The 15,679-nt window shown below is 68.6% G+C and carries 15 protein-coding genes and 1 pseudogene; 5 read left to right on the forward strand and 11 right to left on the reverse strand.

From position 1 onward, the window contains the following. Window positions 1-64: 64 nt before the first annotated feature. Genes AC3WR5_RS16710 through AC3WR5_RS16720 form a run of 3 tightly spaced genes read left to right on the forward strand, consistent with a single transcriptional unit; the run spans window position 65 to window position 4,439 of the window. Window positions 65-1,324 carry an efflux RND transporter periplasmic adaptor subunit gene (locus tag AC3WR5_RS16710; protein WP_492485813.1) on the forward strand — a complete coding sequence of 420 codons (1,260 nt, stop codon included), beginning with the start codon at window positions 65-67 and terminating at the stop codon, window positions 1,322-1,324. Next, complete coding sequence (locus AC3WR5_RS16715; protein WP_492485814.1) at window positions 1,321-2,007, forward strand: ABC transporter ATP-binding protein; 687 nt, start codon at window positions 1,321-1,323, stop codon at window positions 2,005-2,007. The genes AC3WR5_RS16710 and AC3WR5_RS16715 overlap by 4 nt, the downstream gene beginning before the upstream one ends. Further along, on the forward strand, window positions 2,004-4,439 hold the full coding sequence (locus AC3WR5_RS16720; RefSeq protein ID WP_492485815.1) for an FtsX-like permease family protein: 2,436 nt from the start codon (window positions 2,004-2,006) through the stop codon (window positions 4,437-4,439). The genes AC3WR5_RS16715 and AC3WR5_RS16720 overlap by 4 nt, the downstream gene beginning before the upstream one ends. A gap of 18 nt (window positions 4,440-4,457) precedes the next feature. Here the strand turns inward: AC3WR5_RS16720 and htpX are convergent, their stop codons facing one another. The 5 genes from htpX to AC3WR5_RS16745 all read right to left on the reverse strand — a co-directional run bounded on the left by htpX (window position 4,458) and on the right by AC3WR5_RS16745 (window position 7,559). After that, the gene (htpX, locus tag AC3WR5_RS16725) at window positions 4,458-5,333 is read right to left on the reverse strand and encodes a protease HtpX (RefSeq protein ID WP_492485816.1); all 876 of its coding nucleotides are present in this window, start codon (window positions 5,331-5,333) and stop codon (window positions 4,458-4,460) included. A gap of 76 nt (window positions 5,334-5,409) precedes the next feature. Next, window positions 5,410-5,838, reverse strand: a complete 429-nt coding sequence (locus AC3WR5_RS16730; protein ID WP_492485817.1) for a tellurite resistance TerB family protein — start codon at window positions 5,836-5,838, stop codon at window positions 5,410-5,412. A gap of 5 nt (window positions 5,839-5,843) precedes the next feature. After that, window positions 5,844-6,110 carry a TFIIB-type zinc ribbon-containing protein gene (locus tag AC3WR5_RS16735; protein ID WP_492485818.1) on the reverse strand — a complete coding sequence of 89 codons (267 nt, stop codon included), beginning with the start codon at window positions 6,108-6,110 and terminating at the stop codon, window positions 5,844-5,846. 34 nt (window positions 6,111-6,144) lie between these two features. Beyond that, a complete protein-coding gene (locus tag AC3WR5_RS16740) occupies window positions 6,145-6,504 on the reverse strand; it encodes an HPF/RaiA family ribosome-associated protein (protein WP_141287419.1) in 360 nt (119 codons plus the stop codon). 173 nt (window positions 6,505-6,677) lie between these two features. Then, window positions 6,678-7,559 carry a LysR substrate-binding domain-containing protein gene (locus AC3WR5_RS16745; protein WP_492485819.1) on the reverse strand — a complete coding sequence of 294 codons (882 nt, stop codon included), beginning with the start codon at window positions 7,557-7,559 and terminating at the stop codon, window positions 6,678-6,680. 131 nt (window positions 7,560-7,690) lie between these two features. Between AC3WR5_RS16745 and AC3WR5_RS16750 the strand changes: the two genes are divergently transcribed. Beyond that, window positions 7,691-7,996, forward strand: a complete 306-nt coding sequence (locus AC3WR5_RS16750; RefSeq protein ID WP_492485820.1) for a hypothetical protein — start codon at window positions 7,691-7,693, stop codon at window positions 7,994-7,996. A gap of 304 nt (window positions 7,997-8,300) precedes the next feature. Here AC3WR5_RS16750 and AC3WR5_RS16755 read toward each other — a convergent pair whose 3' ends face one another. The 3 genes and pseudogenes from AC3WR5_RS16755 to AC3WR5_RS16765 form a co-directional block, all read right to left on the reverse strand. Continuing rightward, the gene (locus AC3WR5_RS16755) at window positions 8,301-8,750 is read right to left on the reverse strand and encodes a hypothetical protein (protein WP_492485821.1); all 450 of its coding nucleotides are present in this window, start codon (window positions 8,748-8,750) and stop codon (window positions 8,301-8,303) included. A 172-nt stretch (window positions 8,751-8,922) separates the two neighbouring features. Then, entirely contained in the window at window positions 8,923-9,240 is a 318-nt protein-coding gene (locus AC3WR5_RS16760; RefSeq protein WP_492485905.1) for a LysR substrate-binding domain-containing protein, read from the reverse strand. A 234-nt stretch (window positions 9,241-9,474) separates the two neighbouring features. Next, window positions 9,475-9,555, reverse strand: a pseudogene (locus AC3WR5_RS16765) (hypothetical protein); the annotation flags it as partial. A gap of 134 nt (window positions 9,556-9,689) precedes the next feature. Between AC3WR5_RS16765 and AC3WR5_RS16770 the strand changes: the two are divergent. Beyond that, the gene (locus AC3WR5_RS16770; RefSeq protein WP_492485822.1) at window positions 9,690-10,649 is read left to right on the forward strand and encodes an NADP-dependent oxidoreductase; all 960 of its coding nucleotides are present in this window, start codon (window positions 9,690-9,692) and stop codon (window positions 10,647-10,649) included. Here AC3WR5_RS16770 and AC3WR5_RS16775 read toward each other — a convergent pair. The 3 genes from AC3WR5_RS16775 to AC3WR5_RS16785 are packed head-to-tail and all read right to left on the reverse strand — an operon-like array spanning window position 10,637 to window position 15,674. Beyond that, entirely contained in the window at window positions 10,637-11,404 is a 768-nt protein-coding gene (locus tag AC3WR5_RS16775) for a MipA/OmpV family protein (RefSeq protein WP_492485823.1), read from the reverse strand. The genes AC3WR5_RS16770 and AC3WR5_RS16775 overlap by 13 nt on opposite strands. Then, a complete protein-coding gene (locus tag AC3WR5_RS16780) occupies window positions 11,401-14,526 on the reverse strand; it encodes an efflux RND transporter permease subunit (protein WP_492485824.1) in 3,126 nt (1,041 codons plus the stop codon). The genes AC3WR5_RS16775 and AC3WR5_RS16780 overlap by 4 nt, the downstream gene beginning before the upstream one ends. Beyond that, on the reverse strand, window positions 14,523-15,674 hold the full coding sequence (locus tag AC3WR5_RS16785) for an efflux RND transporter periplasmic adaptor subunit (protein WP_492485825.1): 1,152 nt from the start codon (window positions 15,672-15,674) through the stop codon (window positions 14,523-14,525). The genes AC3WR5_RS16780 and AC3WR5_RS16785 overlap by 4 nt, the downstream gene beginning before the upstream one ends. Window positions 15,675-15,679: the final 5 nt, after the last annotated feature.

Raw genomic sequence — 15,679 nt, forward strand, 5'->3', positions numbered from 1 at the left:
GGGGACTGTCCGGAAGCGGACAGCAGGCTTGGCGCCAGCCGCACGGGCCGCGAAGCTGCGAAGCGTGAAGCCAGACGACCTGCCTCCCCAGCCGACGACCAGCGGTGCCGCAATGGACCGCGCGTTGCCGCCGCGCGGCCGTCGCTGGCTGTTGCCGGCTGCGCTGGCCGCCGTGGCATTGGCTGCGGGACTGTTCGCCTCGCAGCGCGCACCACGGCTGAAAGTGGTTGACTCGGCCCAGCTGGCCACGGTGCAGCGCGGCGAGTTCAGGGACGAGCTGGCGCTGCGCGCCCGCGTGGAGCCGCTGCGCTCGGTGCAGCTGGATGCGGCCGAGGCCGGCAGCGTGGAAGAAGTGCAGGCGCATGACGGCGAACTGGTGGCCGCGGGCGCGCCGCTGTACCGGCTGCGCAGCGCCGAGCAGGAGCAGTTGCTGATGCAGCGCAGCGCCGAGGTGGCGCAGCAGATGGTCAACGTGTCGGTGGAACGCAGCGCGCAGGCAGCCAGCCTGGCGCAGAACCGGCGCGAGCTGGCGCAGTTGCAGTCCTCGCTGCAGCAGGCTGAAGCCGACCACCAGCGGCAAACCCAACTGGCCGCGGCAGGCTTTGTGTCGGCCTCGGCACTGGACCAGTCCCGGCGCCAGCTTGACCTTGCGCGCCGGCTGTTCACCCAGGCCGAGGCGGACCAGAAGGTGGAAGCAGAGATCCGCGCCCAGTCGCTGGCCGAGATGGGTCGCGCGGTGCAAGGCCTGCAGCGCGGCCTGCAACTGCTGGAACGCAGCCGCGAGCGGCTGCAGCAGCGTGCGCCGATGGCCGGCCAGCTCAGCGGCTTCCAGCTGCAGGTGGGCGCCAGCGTGCGGCCGGGCGACCGGCTGGGCCGCATCGACGACCCGGCCAGCGGCGTGCAGCTGGTGGTCGATGTGGACGAGTTCTACCTGCCGCGCTTGCAGGTCGGCCAGGTGGCCAGCAGCGCCAGCGGCGAGCTGCGGCTGGCGCAGGCGCTGCCGCAGGTGCAGGCCGGCAAGGTGCGCGTGCTGCTGCGCTGGCCTGAAGCTGCGATGCCCGCCGCGCTGCGGCCCGGCCAGGCGGTAGACCTGCGCTTGCAACTCAGCCCGCCCGCCCCTGCGCTGCTGCTGGCCGAAGGGCCGGGCGTGCAGAGCCAGCTCTATGTGCGCGAAGGCGACGGCAGCCATGTGCTGCGGCGCCGCGCGGTGCAACTGGGCCGGCGCGCCGCCGGCCTGGTCGAAGTGCTCGCCGGCCTGCGCGCTGGCGAGGAAGTCCTCATCTCCCAACCCCCAGCCGACGCCGAGCGGCTTGCCTTGCCATGATCGAACTCCAACAGCTCACCAAGCGCCACCGTGCGGGCGACATCGAGACCACCGCGCTGGACGCAATCGACCTGCAGATCGAAGCCGGCGAATACGTGGCCATCACCGGGCCTTCGGGCTGCGGCAAGTCCACGCTGCTGGGCCTGCTGGGCCTGCTGGACCGGCCCACCAGCGGCCGCTACAAGCTGCAGGGCGAAGACGTGGCCGGCAAGAGCGAGCGCGAGCTGGCGGCCATCCGCCGCGGGCGCATCGGCTTTGTGTTCCAGAGCTTCAACCTGGTCGACGAGATGACGGTGCAGGACAACGTGCAACTCGCGCTGCGCTACGGCGGCCTGCACGAGAAGGTGCAGCGCAAGCGCGTGGCCGAGGTGCTGGAGCGCCTGGGCCTGGCGCACCGCGCCGCGCACCACCCCAGCCAGCTCAGCGGCGGCCAGCAGCAGCGCGTGGCGATTGCCCGGGCCATTGCCGCCCGCCCCGCCCTGCTGCTGGCCGACGAGCCCACCGGCAACCTCGACAGCGCCCACGGCCAGGAGGTCATGCGGCTGCTGCGCGAGCTGAACGACGAGGGCACGACGCTGGTCATGGTGACCCACAGCGCCGAACACGCCGCGCTGGCCTCGCGCAGCGTGCGGCTGCTGGACGGCCGCGTGCTGGTGGACGCCCATGCGGAGCAGCTCGCATGAAGGCCATGTGGATGGACGCGCTGCGCCACCTGCGCAGCCAGCGCCGCGCCACCGCGGTCACCGTGCTGGGGCTGATGCTGGCCCAGGCGGCCTGCCTGCTGGTGGGCTTGTTCATGCTCGCTCTGGCCGAGCCGGACCCTTCGATTCCAAACCCGGACGAGGTCGTGCTGCTGGACTTCCGCGGCAACCCGCCCGGCCACCCCAGCCCGTGGTTCACCCGCTCGCCGGTCGCCTTTGCCGAGATGCTGAAGGCACGCCAGGTGCCGCTGGACCTGATCAGCCGGGCGAGCCTGGGCGGCATGGACATCCACATCGACGGCCGGCTGCAACCCGCGCTGCTGATGCTGGCCGACCCGGACCTGGTGCCGCTGCTGGGCCTGCAGGCGCTGGCCGGTGACCTGCGGGCCACGCTGGGCCAGCGCGACGCGGTGGCCGTCTCGACCGACCTGGCGCGCAAGCTCTGGGGCGAGCTGCCGCTGGCGCAGGCGCTGGGCCAGCACATCCAGGTCGACGGCAAGACCTACACCGTGACCGCGGTGGTGCCGAACGCCGATCCGCGCAGCCCTGGCGCCGGAGACGCGAACCCCATGGTCGGCCGCTCGCTGGTCATCGCCGGCTTCGACTCGCAGGCCAATGCAATGAGCGACGAAGAGCGCCAGGCCATCTTCCTGGCCAACGGCCGGGTCTTCGCCCGGCTGCGGCCGGGCACCTCCGCCGAGCAGGTGGGTGGCTGGATGCAGCAAGCCTTCAAGGCCAGCCCGCTGTACGCCAAGCTGCCGGCCGAATGGACCACCGGCCGCGAGGCCGCGTATTTCCGCGCCATCACGCTGCGCGAACTGCCGTTCGAAGGGGAAGACAAGGCGCTGCTGTGGCAGATGCTGGGCGTGGTGGCCGCGGCCAGCGGGCTGCTGCTGGTGCTGGCCGCGTTCAACGCGATGAACCTGCAGGCCGCTGGCCTGCTGCAACGCCAGCGCGAAACCGCGCTGCGCCGCAGCCTGGGTGCCAATGGCGCGCAACTGCTGAGGCTGTGGACGCTGGAAGCCTTATTGCCACTGCTGGCCAGCGCCGCCGGCGCACTGCTGCTGGCCTGGTGGGCCGCACCGGCGGTGGCCAACTGGCTGGACCTGCCGCCGAACCAGCCGGTGGCCGACCCGCTGCCGCTGGCGGCGCTGGCGGGCCTGGCCGCCTGCGTGCTGGTGCTGCTGGTGCTCACGCTCGCGCTGCCGGCCTGGACGGCGCTGCGCCGCACACCCGCCACCGCGCTGCAAGGCCGTACCGCCAGCGAAGGCCCGTGGGGCCGGCGCGTGCGCCAGGGCCTGCTAGGACTGCAGCTGGGCGGCGCGCTGCTGCTGTTGGCCATGGCAGGCGTGATGGCGGTGCAGCAGCAGCACCTGCTGCATGTGGACCGCGGTTTCGACACCCACAACCGGCTGTGGCTGGGCGTGATGGTCAACCCCGAACAGGTGCCCGACATGGCGCCGTTCACCGCCGCGCTGGGCCAGCACCCGGCCATCACGCACTGGGCCTACAGCAGCGCCCGGCCAGCGCGCGACACCGAAGGCGTGAACGACCTGCATGTGAGCCCCGGCGGCCAGCGCCAGGTGCTGCGCCTGACCACCGTTTCGCCCGGCTTTTTCGACGCCTGGGGCATGACGCTGCTGGCCGGCAGCCCGCAGTTTTCGCCAGGCGAGCGGCACGTGGTGATTGACGCCAAGGCCGCGCGCCTGCTCGGCTTCGCCACGCCGCAGGCCGCCGTGGGCAGCGTGCTGCTGGGCGGCGGCGGTTTCCTGCAGGCCGGCACCGAACAGCGCCGCGTGGTGGGCGTGGTGAAAGACGTGACGATGGAGTCCGGCCGCGACCCAGCCATGCCGCAGGCCTTCCTGCTGAGCGACCAGCCGCAATGGGACCTGACCGTCTACGGGCCGGACATGGCCGCGCTGCGCCAGGCAGTGGAAGACATCTGGAAAGCCCACGGCCCGGCGCTGCTGCACCAGACGCAGACGGCAGACGAGCAGCGCGCCGCCGTCTACAGCCAGGACGCGCAGCTCACCACCACCGTGGCGGCCGTCTCGCTGCTGGCCGTGGGCGTGGCGATGCTGGGCGCCTACGCACTGGTGGCCGACACGCTGCGCCGCCGTCGCACCGAACTGATCCTGCGCCGGCTGCATGGCGCGGGCACCGCCGCCATCGCCCGGCAAGTCACCCGCGAGTTCGCCGTGCCGCTGCTGGCTGCTGCACTGCTGGTGCTGCCGCTGGCCGCATGGCTGGGCTGGCTCTACCTCTCGGGCTTCGAGGACAGCGTGAGCCTGGCGCTGGGGCTGGGCCTGCCGCTGGCGGGCGCGGCCGCGGCCACCGTGCTGGTCACCGCGCTGTCCGCGCTGCGGCATGTGCGCCAGGCGCTGGCGCTGCAGCCGATCGAGGCGCTGGGCTGACGAGGGCCAACCCCGCGTTCAATCCGCGCGGCGCAGCCGCTCGATGCGTTGTGCCATGGGCGGGTGGCTGGAGAACAGGGCCAGCATGCCACCCGGCCGGGCGCTGATGCCCATGGCGCGCATGGCCTTGGGCATCTCGCCCGGATCCATCCCACCCAGCCGGGCGAGCGCATCGATCATCGGCTGTTTGCGCCCCATGAGCCGTGCGGCGCCGGCGTCGGCGCGGAACTCACGTTGCCGAGAAAACCAGGCCACGATCAACGCAGCGACGACGCCCAGCACGAGGTCCAGCACGAGGGTCGTGACGTAGTAGCCCACGCCCGGGCCTTCGTTCTGGTTGCGCAGGACAAGCTTGTCGACGACATAGCCGATCATTCGCGACAAGAAGACCACGAAGGTGTTCATGACGCCTTGAATCAGCGCCATCGTCACCATGTCGCCATTGGCCACGTGCGCCACCTCGTGGCCGATGACCGCTTCGACCTCATCACGCGGCATCGACGCCAGCAACCCTGTGGACACCGCCACCAGGGCCGAGTTCTTGAATGCGCCAGTGGCAAATGCGTTGGGCAAGCCCTCGTAGATGCCGACCTCCGGTGTCTTCACACCCGCCTGCCGCGCAAATCGTTCGACCGTGGCCACCAGCCACGCATGCTCAGGGTCGGTCGATCCGTTGATCACCTGCAGCCGGGTGGTCCACTTGGCCATTGGCTTGCTGATCAACAGCGAGATGAATGCGCCACCGAAACCCATCACCAGCGCAAACCCCAGAAGCCCCGTCACGCTCAGGCCGTTGGCGCTGAGAAACCGGTTGAGGCCCAGCACATTGACGGCCAGACCGAGGACAAGCATCACGGCCAGGTTGGTCAGCAAGAACAAGGCAACGCGTTTCATCTTCCAATCCCTCTGTCCATGTCAATGCAGCAGACGCGCGCTTCCATATCCCCGGTGGACAACACGCCCCACCCGGTCACCTGAGCATCTCGCGGTGCAGGCCCCAGTGCTCGACCGCGGCCTTCAGCACGATCGCCTCGCCATCGGTCACTCTCGTGTCGGCCTCGGCGATCTCGACGCACAGGTGCAGCAGTTTTCGACGCAAGGCCGGGTCTTCGATGTCGCCCATCAGGCCGGCCAAGGTGCGCTCATCCACCGGGCAGGTGTCGGACCATTGCAGTTGCTCACTGGACAAGAGGTCTTCGCAGAATTTGTCCAGCACCGCGTGCAACTCGTTGCGGTCGAGGCCGAGCTGTGCATGAACAGCCAGGCGGTCCAACAGTTCCAGTTCGGAGCTGCCGATGTCCCGGTCTGCCAGCACGGCCAATGCCACGATGCGGGCGGCGGCCTGCGGACTGTCAGGGTGATAGAAGCGCATGTTGTTCATCCGGGGGAAAGAGGGCATGGGGCTCAGTCGAAGAAGTCGCTGAGCCACGACTTCCTTCGGGAGTGGCTTCGGCTTCGGCCATGCGCATGGTCCGAGTCGACGAATCGGGGCTGTCTCTCGTGGTCGATCCCGGCGCTTCTGGCAGGTGCCGCATAGGCGGACCGCTCGACCAGCTTGTCCAGCTCTCCTCGATCGAGCCAGACACCCCGGCAGTGCGGACAATGATCAATCTCGATGCCTTGGCGATCGCTCATCAGCAGCGTGGAATCAGGACAGACAGGGCACTTCATGCTTTCTCCTTCACGGTTTCCGGGCGTCGTTGACTCAGCCACGCTGCTCTTCAGCGTGGTTCAGAAAAATGGCGCGTGGGCGCAGCGCTCTCTTGTCATTCCCGCGTCGCCACTGGCGCACGAGAAAGCGCAAAGCGCGCGACAAGGCGTTGTCCAGGGCGGTACGCCAGTCATGCGCCACGGATGCCACCACCACGGTGCCGGCGACCCCGCTCCGGATTTCGACCTGGCAGCGCTTGTCGACGCCGCCGCGCGGGCCATTCACATCTGACAACTGCACGATGGCTTTTGGTGCCAGCCAGCCGAGGCGACGGAAGACGAAGCGCGCACGGCGTTGCGCCACATCCCGCAGTTCGTCGGCTTGCGGATCTCGGGATTTGAATAAAACCTGCATCACGGCGCTCCTTTGGTTCAGGTGTGAACCGAAGATAAGGCGCATTGCCATCCAGAAAAAGCAGCAAATCAGTGAGGCGAAGTTCGGAAAAACCGAACCCGCAGCGCAGCACATTTCCTGAAGAACAAGCCGCTTCCGCGGCATTTGCACCCAGGCTGTGCCCCCCGGCGCCGTCAGCCGCGCGCGCTGTCCAGCAGTTGCACGACAAGCGGGTGGTGTTGGCCGCGGCGCGACCTGATCGCGTGGATCTCCTCGGACACGCCAGGAGAGTGGCCCAGCAAGCGCAAGCCGTGCATCAGGGCCAGATCCGAGGCGCCAAGCTGGCTGACAGGAAACACACCCAGCCCACGCGCTGCGAAGACGGCCATCAGTGCACTGTCTTCGAATTCGCCCACGATCCGGGGCCGCAGGCCCTCGGTTTCAAACCAGCGGTCCAGGCTGAAGCGCAGCGCCGAGTGGCTGGTTGGCAAGAGCACCGGCAGCCGGCCGAGTGACTCCGGAAACTCGGCCACTTCGGCTTTTCGGACCAGCGCGGCAGGTCCATACCACGCCACCGGCGATTGCACGAGGCGTTCGCTGGTCAACCGCAAGTTCGAGCTGTTGGGGGCGGACTGGCCGGCCAGCACCAGGTCCAGGTGGTGCATCGCCAGTTCGGCCAGCAACTGCTTCACCTCCCCTTCGTGGCAGACCAGCCGCAGCGACGGCGTGGCCAGAATCGGCGCGAGCATCGCATGCGCCGCCAGCTTGGAGATGCCATCCGAAAAGCCGACGGACAAGCGCACCACCTTGTGATTGGCCGCCTCCCGCACTTCTTCGGCAATCGCTTGCCCGATGTGGAAGACCGCCTCGGCACGCGCGAAGGCGACCTCGCCCGCCTCCGTCAAGGCGACGCCTCGCCCGGCGGGCTTGAGCAGCTGGTGACCCAGCGCCTTCTCCAGCTCGCGCACCTGGGCGCTGATGGTCTGCACGGCCATTTCAAGCCGCTCCGCGGCGCGGGCGAACCCGCCTTCTTTGGTGACGACCCAGAAGTAGTACAAATGGCGGAAATTCAGCATGCCGACCTCACTTCGTAAAAGCCGCACTTGAGTGCACTTCAACGCTGTTTTTTCAAATCACAAGACCACCGAATGTCGCCCCTCTTTTGCACCGCCACTGCCGCTGCCATGGACACTCTCTCCAGCGGCTGGTGCTGGTGCTGCCGCTGGCCGGCTGGCTGGACCGGCTGTTCCACAAGTTCTTCGCCGGCGGCCTGCTGGACCCCGGCCACCTCACCCTGCGCCAACGCGAAATCGCGATCTGCCGCATCACCGCGCGCTGCGGCTCCGAGTACGAATGGGGCGTGCACATCACCGCCTTCGGCCCGCACGCTGGCTTCACCGCAGCGCAGACCGTATCCCTCGTGCACCGCAGCCCGCAGGACGATTGCTGGATGCTGCCGCCTGGCAAGCACTGCGCGCCGGGTTCAGCGAAGAGGCCATCCTGGAAGTGCTGATGCTGCCCGGCTTCTACCGCACGGTAAGCTACCTGACGAATGCGCTGGATTTGCCGCTGGAGGCGGGGTCGGCGAGGTTTCCGGCGGGCGGCGAACGTCGCCGACTGATGTCCAAATCAGGATCGTAGACGCCCTTCGGCTATCGACCGAAAATCACCGCGCGCGAACTCTGACCCGCTGTCGGCTCCTCGACCCGAATCGGAAGTTCGTCAAGGTGAAGAGAATTTCAAAAAAAGATGCCTCAATGAAGGAGTCCGGCGGCGCCGAAGGTATGCGCTCGAATGACGGGTTGGATGGCTGCATCCTACACATAAGAATGATCAAGCTCGACTACGCCAACGGTTTGATCCGCCACGGCTAGAAACGACGGCGACGACAACGCAAACTCTTTGACGATGGCGAATTCTGTCGGCCCATCGCACCATCGATTGCCCGCGCCAAGAGCCTCCAACTCTGCATTGGGTTCGAAACGGAAGTCGAGCCGCAGCTGACTGATCGCGTCGTCGTCTTGAAGACCCGCTTCCATGAACTGCCGAGTGATGTTGAGACTGAAGTGACGTCCTGTTCCCCAGTCGTAGGTTCCCCACTGGAAGAGAAGCATGTCGCCGTCGGGATCTGCGCAACCGAGAGGCCTCACAGACTGGTAGAAGGAAAACATCAGCTCGATGCCTTGTCGCGGAGTGCAACGCGAAATGTTCACGCCACGAGAGTCGGCAAACGAGGCAAACACAATGGGAGATTCAACAGGCGTCATATGTGAGCTCGATTGCGTGTGAGGCTCAAAGGCTGCGCAGGTCTTTGGTCAACGAGCGCCGTCGCTCGCAACCAGCGGCTCGGCCGCTTCCAGTCTAGCGCCCACACCTTCGGCAGCTCGGACATTGCAGGCAATCTGCCGCAACACGAGTCTCCATCTGCCGCTCCCGCCGCTACGCCAGCGTCCCACCCGGAAAGCTCTCGCACAGGCACTGCACAAACGCCGTCACCTTCGCGCTGACGAGCCGCCGGGAGGTGTGCAGCGCCCAGACTTCGACCGGCTTGCCCGGCACGGTGCCCCAGTACACCAGCAGGCCGCTTGCCAGGTCTTCGGCTGCGATGGACTGGGGGAGCAGCGCGGCGCGGGCGGCGTCGCGCTGCATGAGCATGGACGACAGGCGCAGCAGGGGTTGGGGTTGGAAGCGGTGCTCGGTGCCTTGGGCGTCTTGCACGCGCCATTCGCCTGGCTCGCGCCGGGTAGTCAGTAGCACGGCGGGCATTGGCGTGGGCGTGTCGGGCAGGGTTTCTGGCTGACGCGCAGCCGGCCTTGCGCGCCGCCCAGGCCCTTGCCGATCTCGGCGATCTCTCCGAGCAGGTGCTCGGTGCGGGCGTAGCGCGCCTGGCCTTCCTCGGTCAGCCGGAACGCGCGGCTGCCGCGCTCCAGCAGGCGGCAGGCCCAAGCTCTCTTCCGGCGCCATCACGCGGCGCGACAGCGTGGCCTTGGGTCGGCCGCTGGCCTGCGCGGCCTTGCCGAAACCGCCGTGCTGGGCCACCTGCTTGAAGTCGGTGAGGGCGAGCCAGTCCATGAGCCGGGCTTTCGGTTGTTGCCGACTCACTGATCCATCCGTGAGACAGCCTGTCCATTTTCAATGGCTTTCGCTCGCTGATGGGACGACCTACATTGACTTCACCCCTTTGACTCTCTTTCAGGAGCAGCGACATGACGACCCAACAATCGATCAACCAAACGACCAATCAGGCGATGCGCATCCATGCCTACGGTGGCCCGGAGGTGATGCAGCAGGACGAGGTGCCCACGCCGGTGCCCGGCCCTGGCCAGGTGCTGGTGGCGGTGAAGGCTGCCGGCATCAACGGCCTGGACTGGAAGGTGCGCGCCGGCTATGTGCAGGATGTCTTCAAGCTGGCGCTGCCGGCCACGCTGGGCATCGAGCTGGCGGGCGTGGTGGCGGCTGTCGGCCCAGGCGCTTCGCGCTTCCAGCCGGGCGACCGGGTGATGGGCCCGCTGGGTGGGCTGGGCGCCTATGCCCGCTTCGTCGCGGTAGACGAGGCCAAGCTGGCGCTGACGCCGGCCGCGCTGAGCGACGTGCAGGCTGCCGCACTGCCCATCGTGTTGCTCACGGCCTGGCAGGCCTTGCGCGCCACCGGCGAGCTGCGCGCCGGGCAGCGGGTGCTGATCCACGGCGCGGCGGGCGGCGTGGGCGGCATGGCGGTGCAGCTGGCCAAGGCGGCCGGCGCCACGGTGCTGGCCACCGCTTCTGCCGGCAGCCGGGCGCATGTGCTGGCGCTGGGCGCGGACGAGGTGTTTGACCGCCACGCGCAGCGCTTCGAGGACGTGGCGCGCGACGTGGACCTGGTGCTGGACCTGGTGGGCGGTGAAACGCTGGACCGCTCGTGGCAGGTGCTGGCGGCCGGGGGCGCCATCGTCAGCACCGCGGCGCCGGATGTGACGGCCCGGGCCCCGGCCGGCCAGCGTGGCCTCTGGTTCATGATGACGCCGGACGCGGCACGGCTGGCCGAGCTGGCCGGAGCGGTTGCCGCTGGCCAGCTGCGCTCGACGGTGGCCGAGGTGGTGGGCTTTGCCGAGATTCCCGCAGCCATTGCCCGCAATCAGATGGGCCACGCGCCAGGCAAGATGGTGGCGGACTTTCAGAACCGATAGAGATACCCGAATCTGGCGCGGGCAATGTTGTTGCGGCCGACCAGCGGGCTGTCGGTGATGCCACTGCCCAGATGCGTGCCGCCGACGTCCAGCAGCAGCATCTGGTGCGGGGCCAGCAGGTAGGCGGTGCGCAGGTTCAGGTCCAGGTTGACGGTGGCCTTGCCGTCGTACTGCGGGCGGCCCGGCAGCGCTTCTTCGGCCGTCACGCCGTAGTCGTAGGCCACCACTTTCTTGTCCAGCCAGGTGGCGCCCACGCCGGGGGTGAACATGAAGCGGCCGGCGCGGAATTCCCTGGACAGCATCAGCCTGGCCTGCAGGCCTTCGCTGTTGCCTGACACATCGCGCAGCAGCTCGGCCTGCAGTTCGAACTCGGGCGCATGCCAGCGCGCCGACCCTCCCAGCCAGGCGCCGCCCTTGCGGTCTTCCATGCCTTCGAGGATGGGCGCGTCACCGCTCTTGTAGGCAGCGCCCATGTAGCGCGCGCTGAGGGCGAACGAGACCGGGCCGGCGTCCGGCAGCTTCAGGTCGATGCCTGGGCCGGCCATGCGCACGTAGCGGTTCTCGAACAGCAGGAAGGGCAGCGCGCGCACCTTGCGGTCCGCGCCCTCATAGGCCCGGTTTTCAACGCCGACGCCCAGGCCGAGGCCCCACTGCGTGGTGTTCGGGTCGCGTTCGCCAGGCATGTCCTGGGCCAACGCGGCTTGCAAGGGTGCGGCCATGCCGATGACGGCAGCGAGACAGATCAGAGGTTTCATGAGGTGAAGGTAGCAGAGTGGGAAGAAGCGCCGGTGGCGGACGGCGGTGTGGCCGCGCCGATCAGGTGCATGCGCTGGGCCAAATGCTTCAGCCACAGCAGGAAGTCGTCCACATAGGTGAAGACGACCGGGACCACCAGCAGGCTGAGCACGGTGGAGGTGAGCAGGCCGCCGATGACGACGATGGCCATCGGGCCGCGGAAGCTGTTGTCGTTGCCAATGCCCAGCGCCACCGGCAGCATGCCGGCGGCCATCGCGATGGTGGTCATCAGGATGGGCTGGGCGCGCTTGTGGCAGGCGTCCATCAGCGCGTCCAGCCGGCTCATGCCTTGCTGGCGGTAGGCCACCACCGCGTACTCCACCAGCAGGATGGAGTTCTTGGTGACGATGCCCATCAGCATCAACAGGCCGATCACCGAAGGCAGCGAGAAACCGCTGCGGGTGATCCACAGCGCGAGAAAGGCGCCGCCGGTGGACAGCGGCAAGGCAGCCAGGATGGTGGCCGGCTGCATGAAGTCGTGGAACAGCAGCACCAGCACGCAGTAGATGCACAACACGCCAATGGCCATCGCGATGCCGAAGCTGGTGAACAGCTCGGCCATGCGCTGGGCGTCGCCCGTCTGAAGCTGCTGCACGCCAGCTGGCAGCGAACGCATGGACGGGAGCGCCTGCACCCGCTTGTTCAGGTCGCCGGTGGCGTACTTGCCCAGCTCGATGCTCAGCGTGACATTGCGCATGCGGTCCAGCCGGCCGATCTGCGCCAGCCCGCCGCCCATGGACAGGTCCGCCACCGAGGACAGCGGCACCGCGCCGTAGCGCCCGGCCACGCGCAGCTGGCCCAGTGCCTCCAGGCTGTCTCGGGTGCCGTCACCCACCTGCACGCGGATGGCGATCTGCCGCTGCGCGAGGTTGAACTTGGCCATCTGCGCCGAATAGTCGCCATGCGTGGCCACGCGCAGCACCTTGCCAATGGCCTCGGTCGTGACACCTTGCTCGGCCATGCGCACCGGGTCCGGGTGCACCTGAACCTCGGGGCGTTGCAGCGCCGAACTGTCGGACACATTGCCAATGCCCGGGATGCCGCGCAGCTCCTTCAGCACGGCCTGCGTGGTCTTGGTGAGTGCGGCGGCATCGTCGCTGGCCAGCGTGATGTCCAGCGTCTGGCCGTTGCCCATGCCCAGTACCGAAACACGCGTGCCGGGCAGGCCCTTGAGCAGCGTGCGCAGCTGCTGCTCGATCTCGGGCTGCTTGCGGCTGCGCTCCTCGCGCTGCACCAGGCTCAGCACCAGCGTGGCCTTGTTGACTTCGCTGCTGCTGGCGTCGCTCTCGGCGTCGCCAATCACGGTGAACACCTGGCGCACTTCCGGCACCTGGCGCGCCAGCCAGGTGGCGCGCTCGGCGATGTCGCGCGTGGTCTCCAGCCGCGTGCCGGGCTCCAGCGACAGCGCGATGGTGGTCAGGCTGCGGTCGGCCGCGGGCACGAAGGAGGTGGGCAGCAGCGCGATCAGGCCCAGCGTGGAGATGAAGAACACCAGCGCCAGCGCGACCGTGGTCTTGCGGTGCTGCTGGCACCAGCGCGCGGCCTTCAGGTAGGTGCGCATCACGCGCCCGTCCTCGCCTGCCGCGTGCCGGTCCACATGCGGCCTCAGGAGATACGCTGCCATCATCGGCGTGAGCAGGCGTGCGACCAGCAGCGAGATCAGCACCGCAACCGAGGCGGTCACGCCAAAGGGCTTGAAGAACTTGCCCGGCACGCCGGCCATGAAGGCCGTGGGCAGGAACACCGCGACCAGCGTGAAGGTGGTGGCGATGACGGCCAGGCCGATCTCGTCGGCCGCTTCCAGCGCGGCCTGCATCGGGCTCTTGCCCATGCGCAGGTGGCGCACGATGTTCTCGACCTCGACGATGGCGTCGTCCACCAGCACGCCCACCACCAGCGACAGCGCCAGCAGCGTGATCAGGTTCAGCGAGTAGCCCAGCAGGCTCATCACCGCGAAGGTCGGGATGATGGACAGCGGCAGCGCCACGGCCGAGACCAGCGTGGCCCGCCAGTCGCGCAGGAAGGCCCAGACGACGATGACCGCCAGCAACGCGCCTTCGAACAGCAGGTGCATGGACGCGTCGTAATTGTCCTGCGTGGGCTGCACCGAGTTGTAGGCTTCCGTCAGCCTGACCTGCGGGTGCGCGGCGGCGAACGCCTTCACGGCTTCGCGCACGTCGTGTCGCACCGAGACTTCGCTGGCGCCGCGCAGGCGCTCGATGCGAAAGCCCACGGTGGGCGTGCCGTTCAGCGCGGCGTAGGCGAAGCGGGTCTCGGTGGTGTCGCTCACCCGCGCGATCTGGTCCAGCCGCACCGAGGACTTGTGGCCACTGGCCGAGGTGACGGGAATCGCCAGCGCGGAGAGTTCGCCGGGCGTCTCCAGCCGGCCGATGGTGCGCATGCTCTGGTTGCTGCGGCCGATCTCGCCGCGGCCGCCGGAGGCATCGGTCTGCACTGCGGCGATCTGCGCCGACACGTCGGCCGGGCTCAGGCCCATGCCGGCCAGCGCAGCCGGGTCCAGCTGCACATGGACCTCGCGCTCCACGCCGCCCAGCCGGGTGAACGCACCCACGCCCCTGACGCCGCGCAGCGCCTTGCCGAGGTCGTTGTCCACGAACCAGGACAGGTCGGCCTCGCTGAGGTGCGGCGCTTGCACGGTGTAGGTGATCAGCGGGTCGCCGGCGCGGGTCACCTTCGCGATGACCGGTGGCGCCACGTCGCTGGGCAGGTCGGCGCGGGCGCTGTCCACCGCGTTGCGCACGGCGCTCAGGTCTTCCTCGGGGTCGGTGTCGGCCTCGAAGTTGATCGTGATGCTGACGGCCCCGTCGGTGACGGTGGTGCTGATGTGCTCGATGTGGCCCAGCGTCGCCAGCTTGTCTTCCAGCTTGCGCGCGACCTCGGTTTCCAGCTGGCTGGGCGCGGCGCCTTCCAGCGTGGCGGTGACCGAGATGGTGGGCGTGTCGAAGTCCGGGAAGTTCTGGATCGGGAGCTGGCGCAGGCCCAGCATGCCGGCCACGCACAGCACCAGGAACAGCAGCAGCGCCGGGACGGGGTTGCGGATGGACCAGGCGGAAACGTTCATGGCGCGCTCCCGGCCGAAGCTGGACGTGCTGCGGAAGCCACGCGGACCTCCACCACGTCACCGTCCTTCAGGAAGCTGCCGCCGCCATTGACGAAGCGCGCGCCGGCCGGCAGTGCGTCCAGCACCTGCACCATGTCGCCCACGCGCAGGCCGGTCTGCACCTGGCGCTGCTGCACGCGCGCATCGGCGCCAATCTCGAAAAGGTAGCTGTTTCCGTCGCGCAGCGTGATGGCTGAAGACGGCAGCACATTCGCTCGCGCGGCACCGGTGTGGATCTCGCCGGACACGTAGAGGCCGGGCGCGGCACCAAGCTTCATCGCATCGGCCGGCAGGTCGAAATAGGCCAGGCCAATGCGCGAGCTGGCGTCCAGCGTGGGCGCCACCAGGCGCAGCCTGGCCTCGACCGGCTGGCCGCCCGGCAAATGCAGCACGGCGCGCTGGCCCACGCGCAGCTGGCCGAGCTGGCGCCCGCTCAGCTCGGCGCGCCACTCCAGGCGCTGCTGGCGCACCAGTTGGAACAGCTCGGTGCCGGTGCTGACGACCTGGCCCAGCGAGGCGCTGCGTGCGGTGATGACGCCATCGTCCGGCGCGACGATGCGGGTGTGCGCGAACTGGATGCGCTGGCTGTCCAGCGTGGCCAGTGCCGAGTCCAGCGCGGCCCTGGCGGTCTGCGCGCTGACCTGGTAGTCCAGCACCTTCTGTTCGGACAGCGTGCCGTTGTCCTGCAGCACGCGGGCACGCTGGGCCTCGGCTTCGGCCTGGGCCAGCTTGGCCCGCGCCTCGGCCACGCTGGCCTGTTGGGCGCGCAGCTGGGCGCCCAGGCTGTCGCTGGCAAGCTGGGCCAGCAGCTGGCCTTTGCGCACCACGTTGCCCACGTCCACCAGCAAGGCCTCGATGCGGGGGCCGCTCACTTCGCTGGCCACGCTGGCGCTCTGCCACGCAAAGATACCGCCCGAGGCGCTCAGGTCCACCGGCCAGTCGCGGGCCTGGGCCTGCACCGCTTCCACCGCCAGCACCGGCACCGCGGCGCTGGGTGGGTTGGCGGCTTCGGCCTTGTTGGCATACGGCCACAGCATGATGGCTGCGGCCACCAGGGCCAGCACCAGCGTGGCACCGGTGATCGAGAGATGTCGTCTTGTGAACTGCATGGGAA

It is taken from the genome of Ideonella sp. FW305-24, assembly GCF_058788035.1.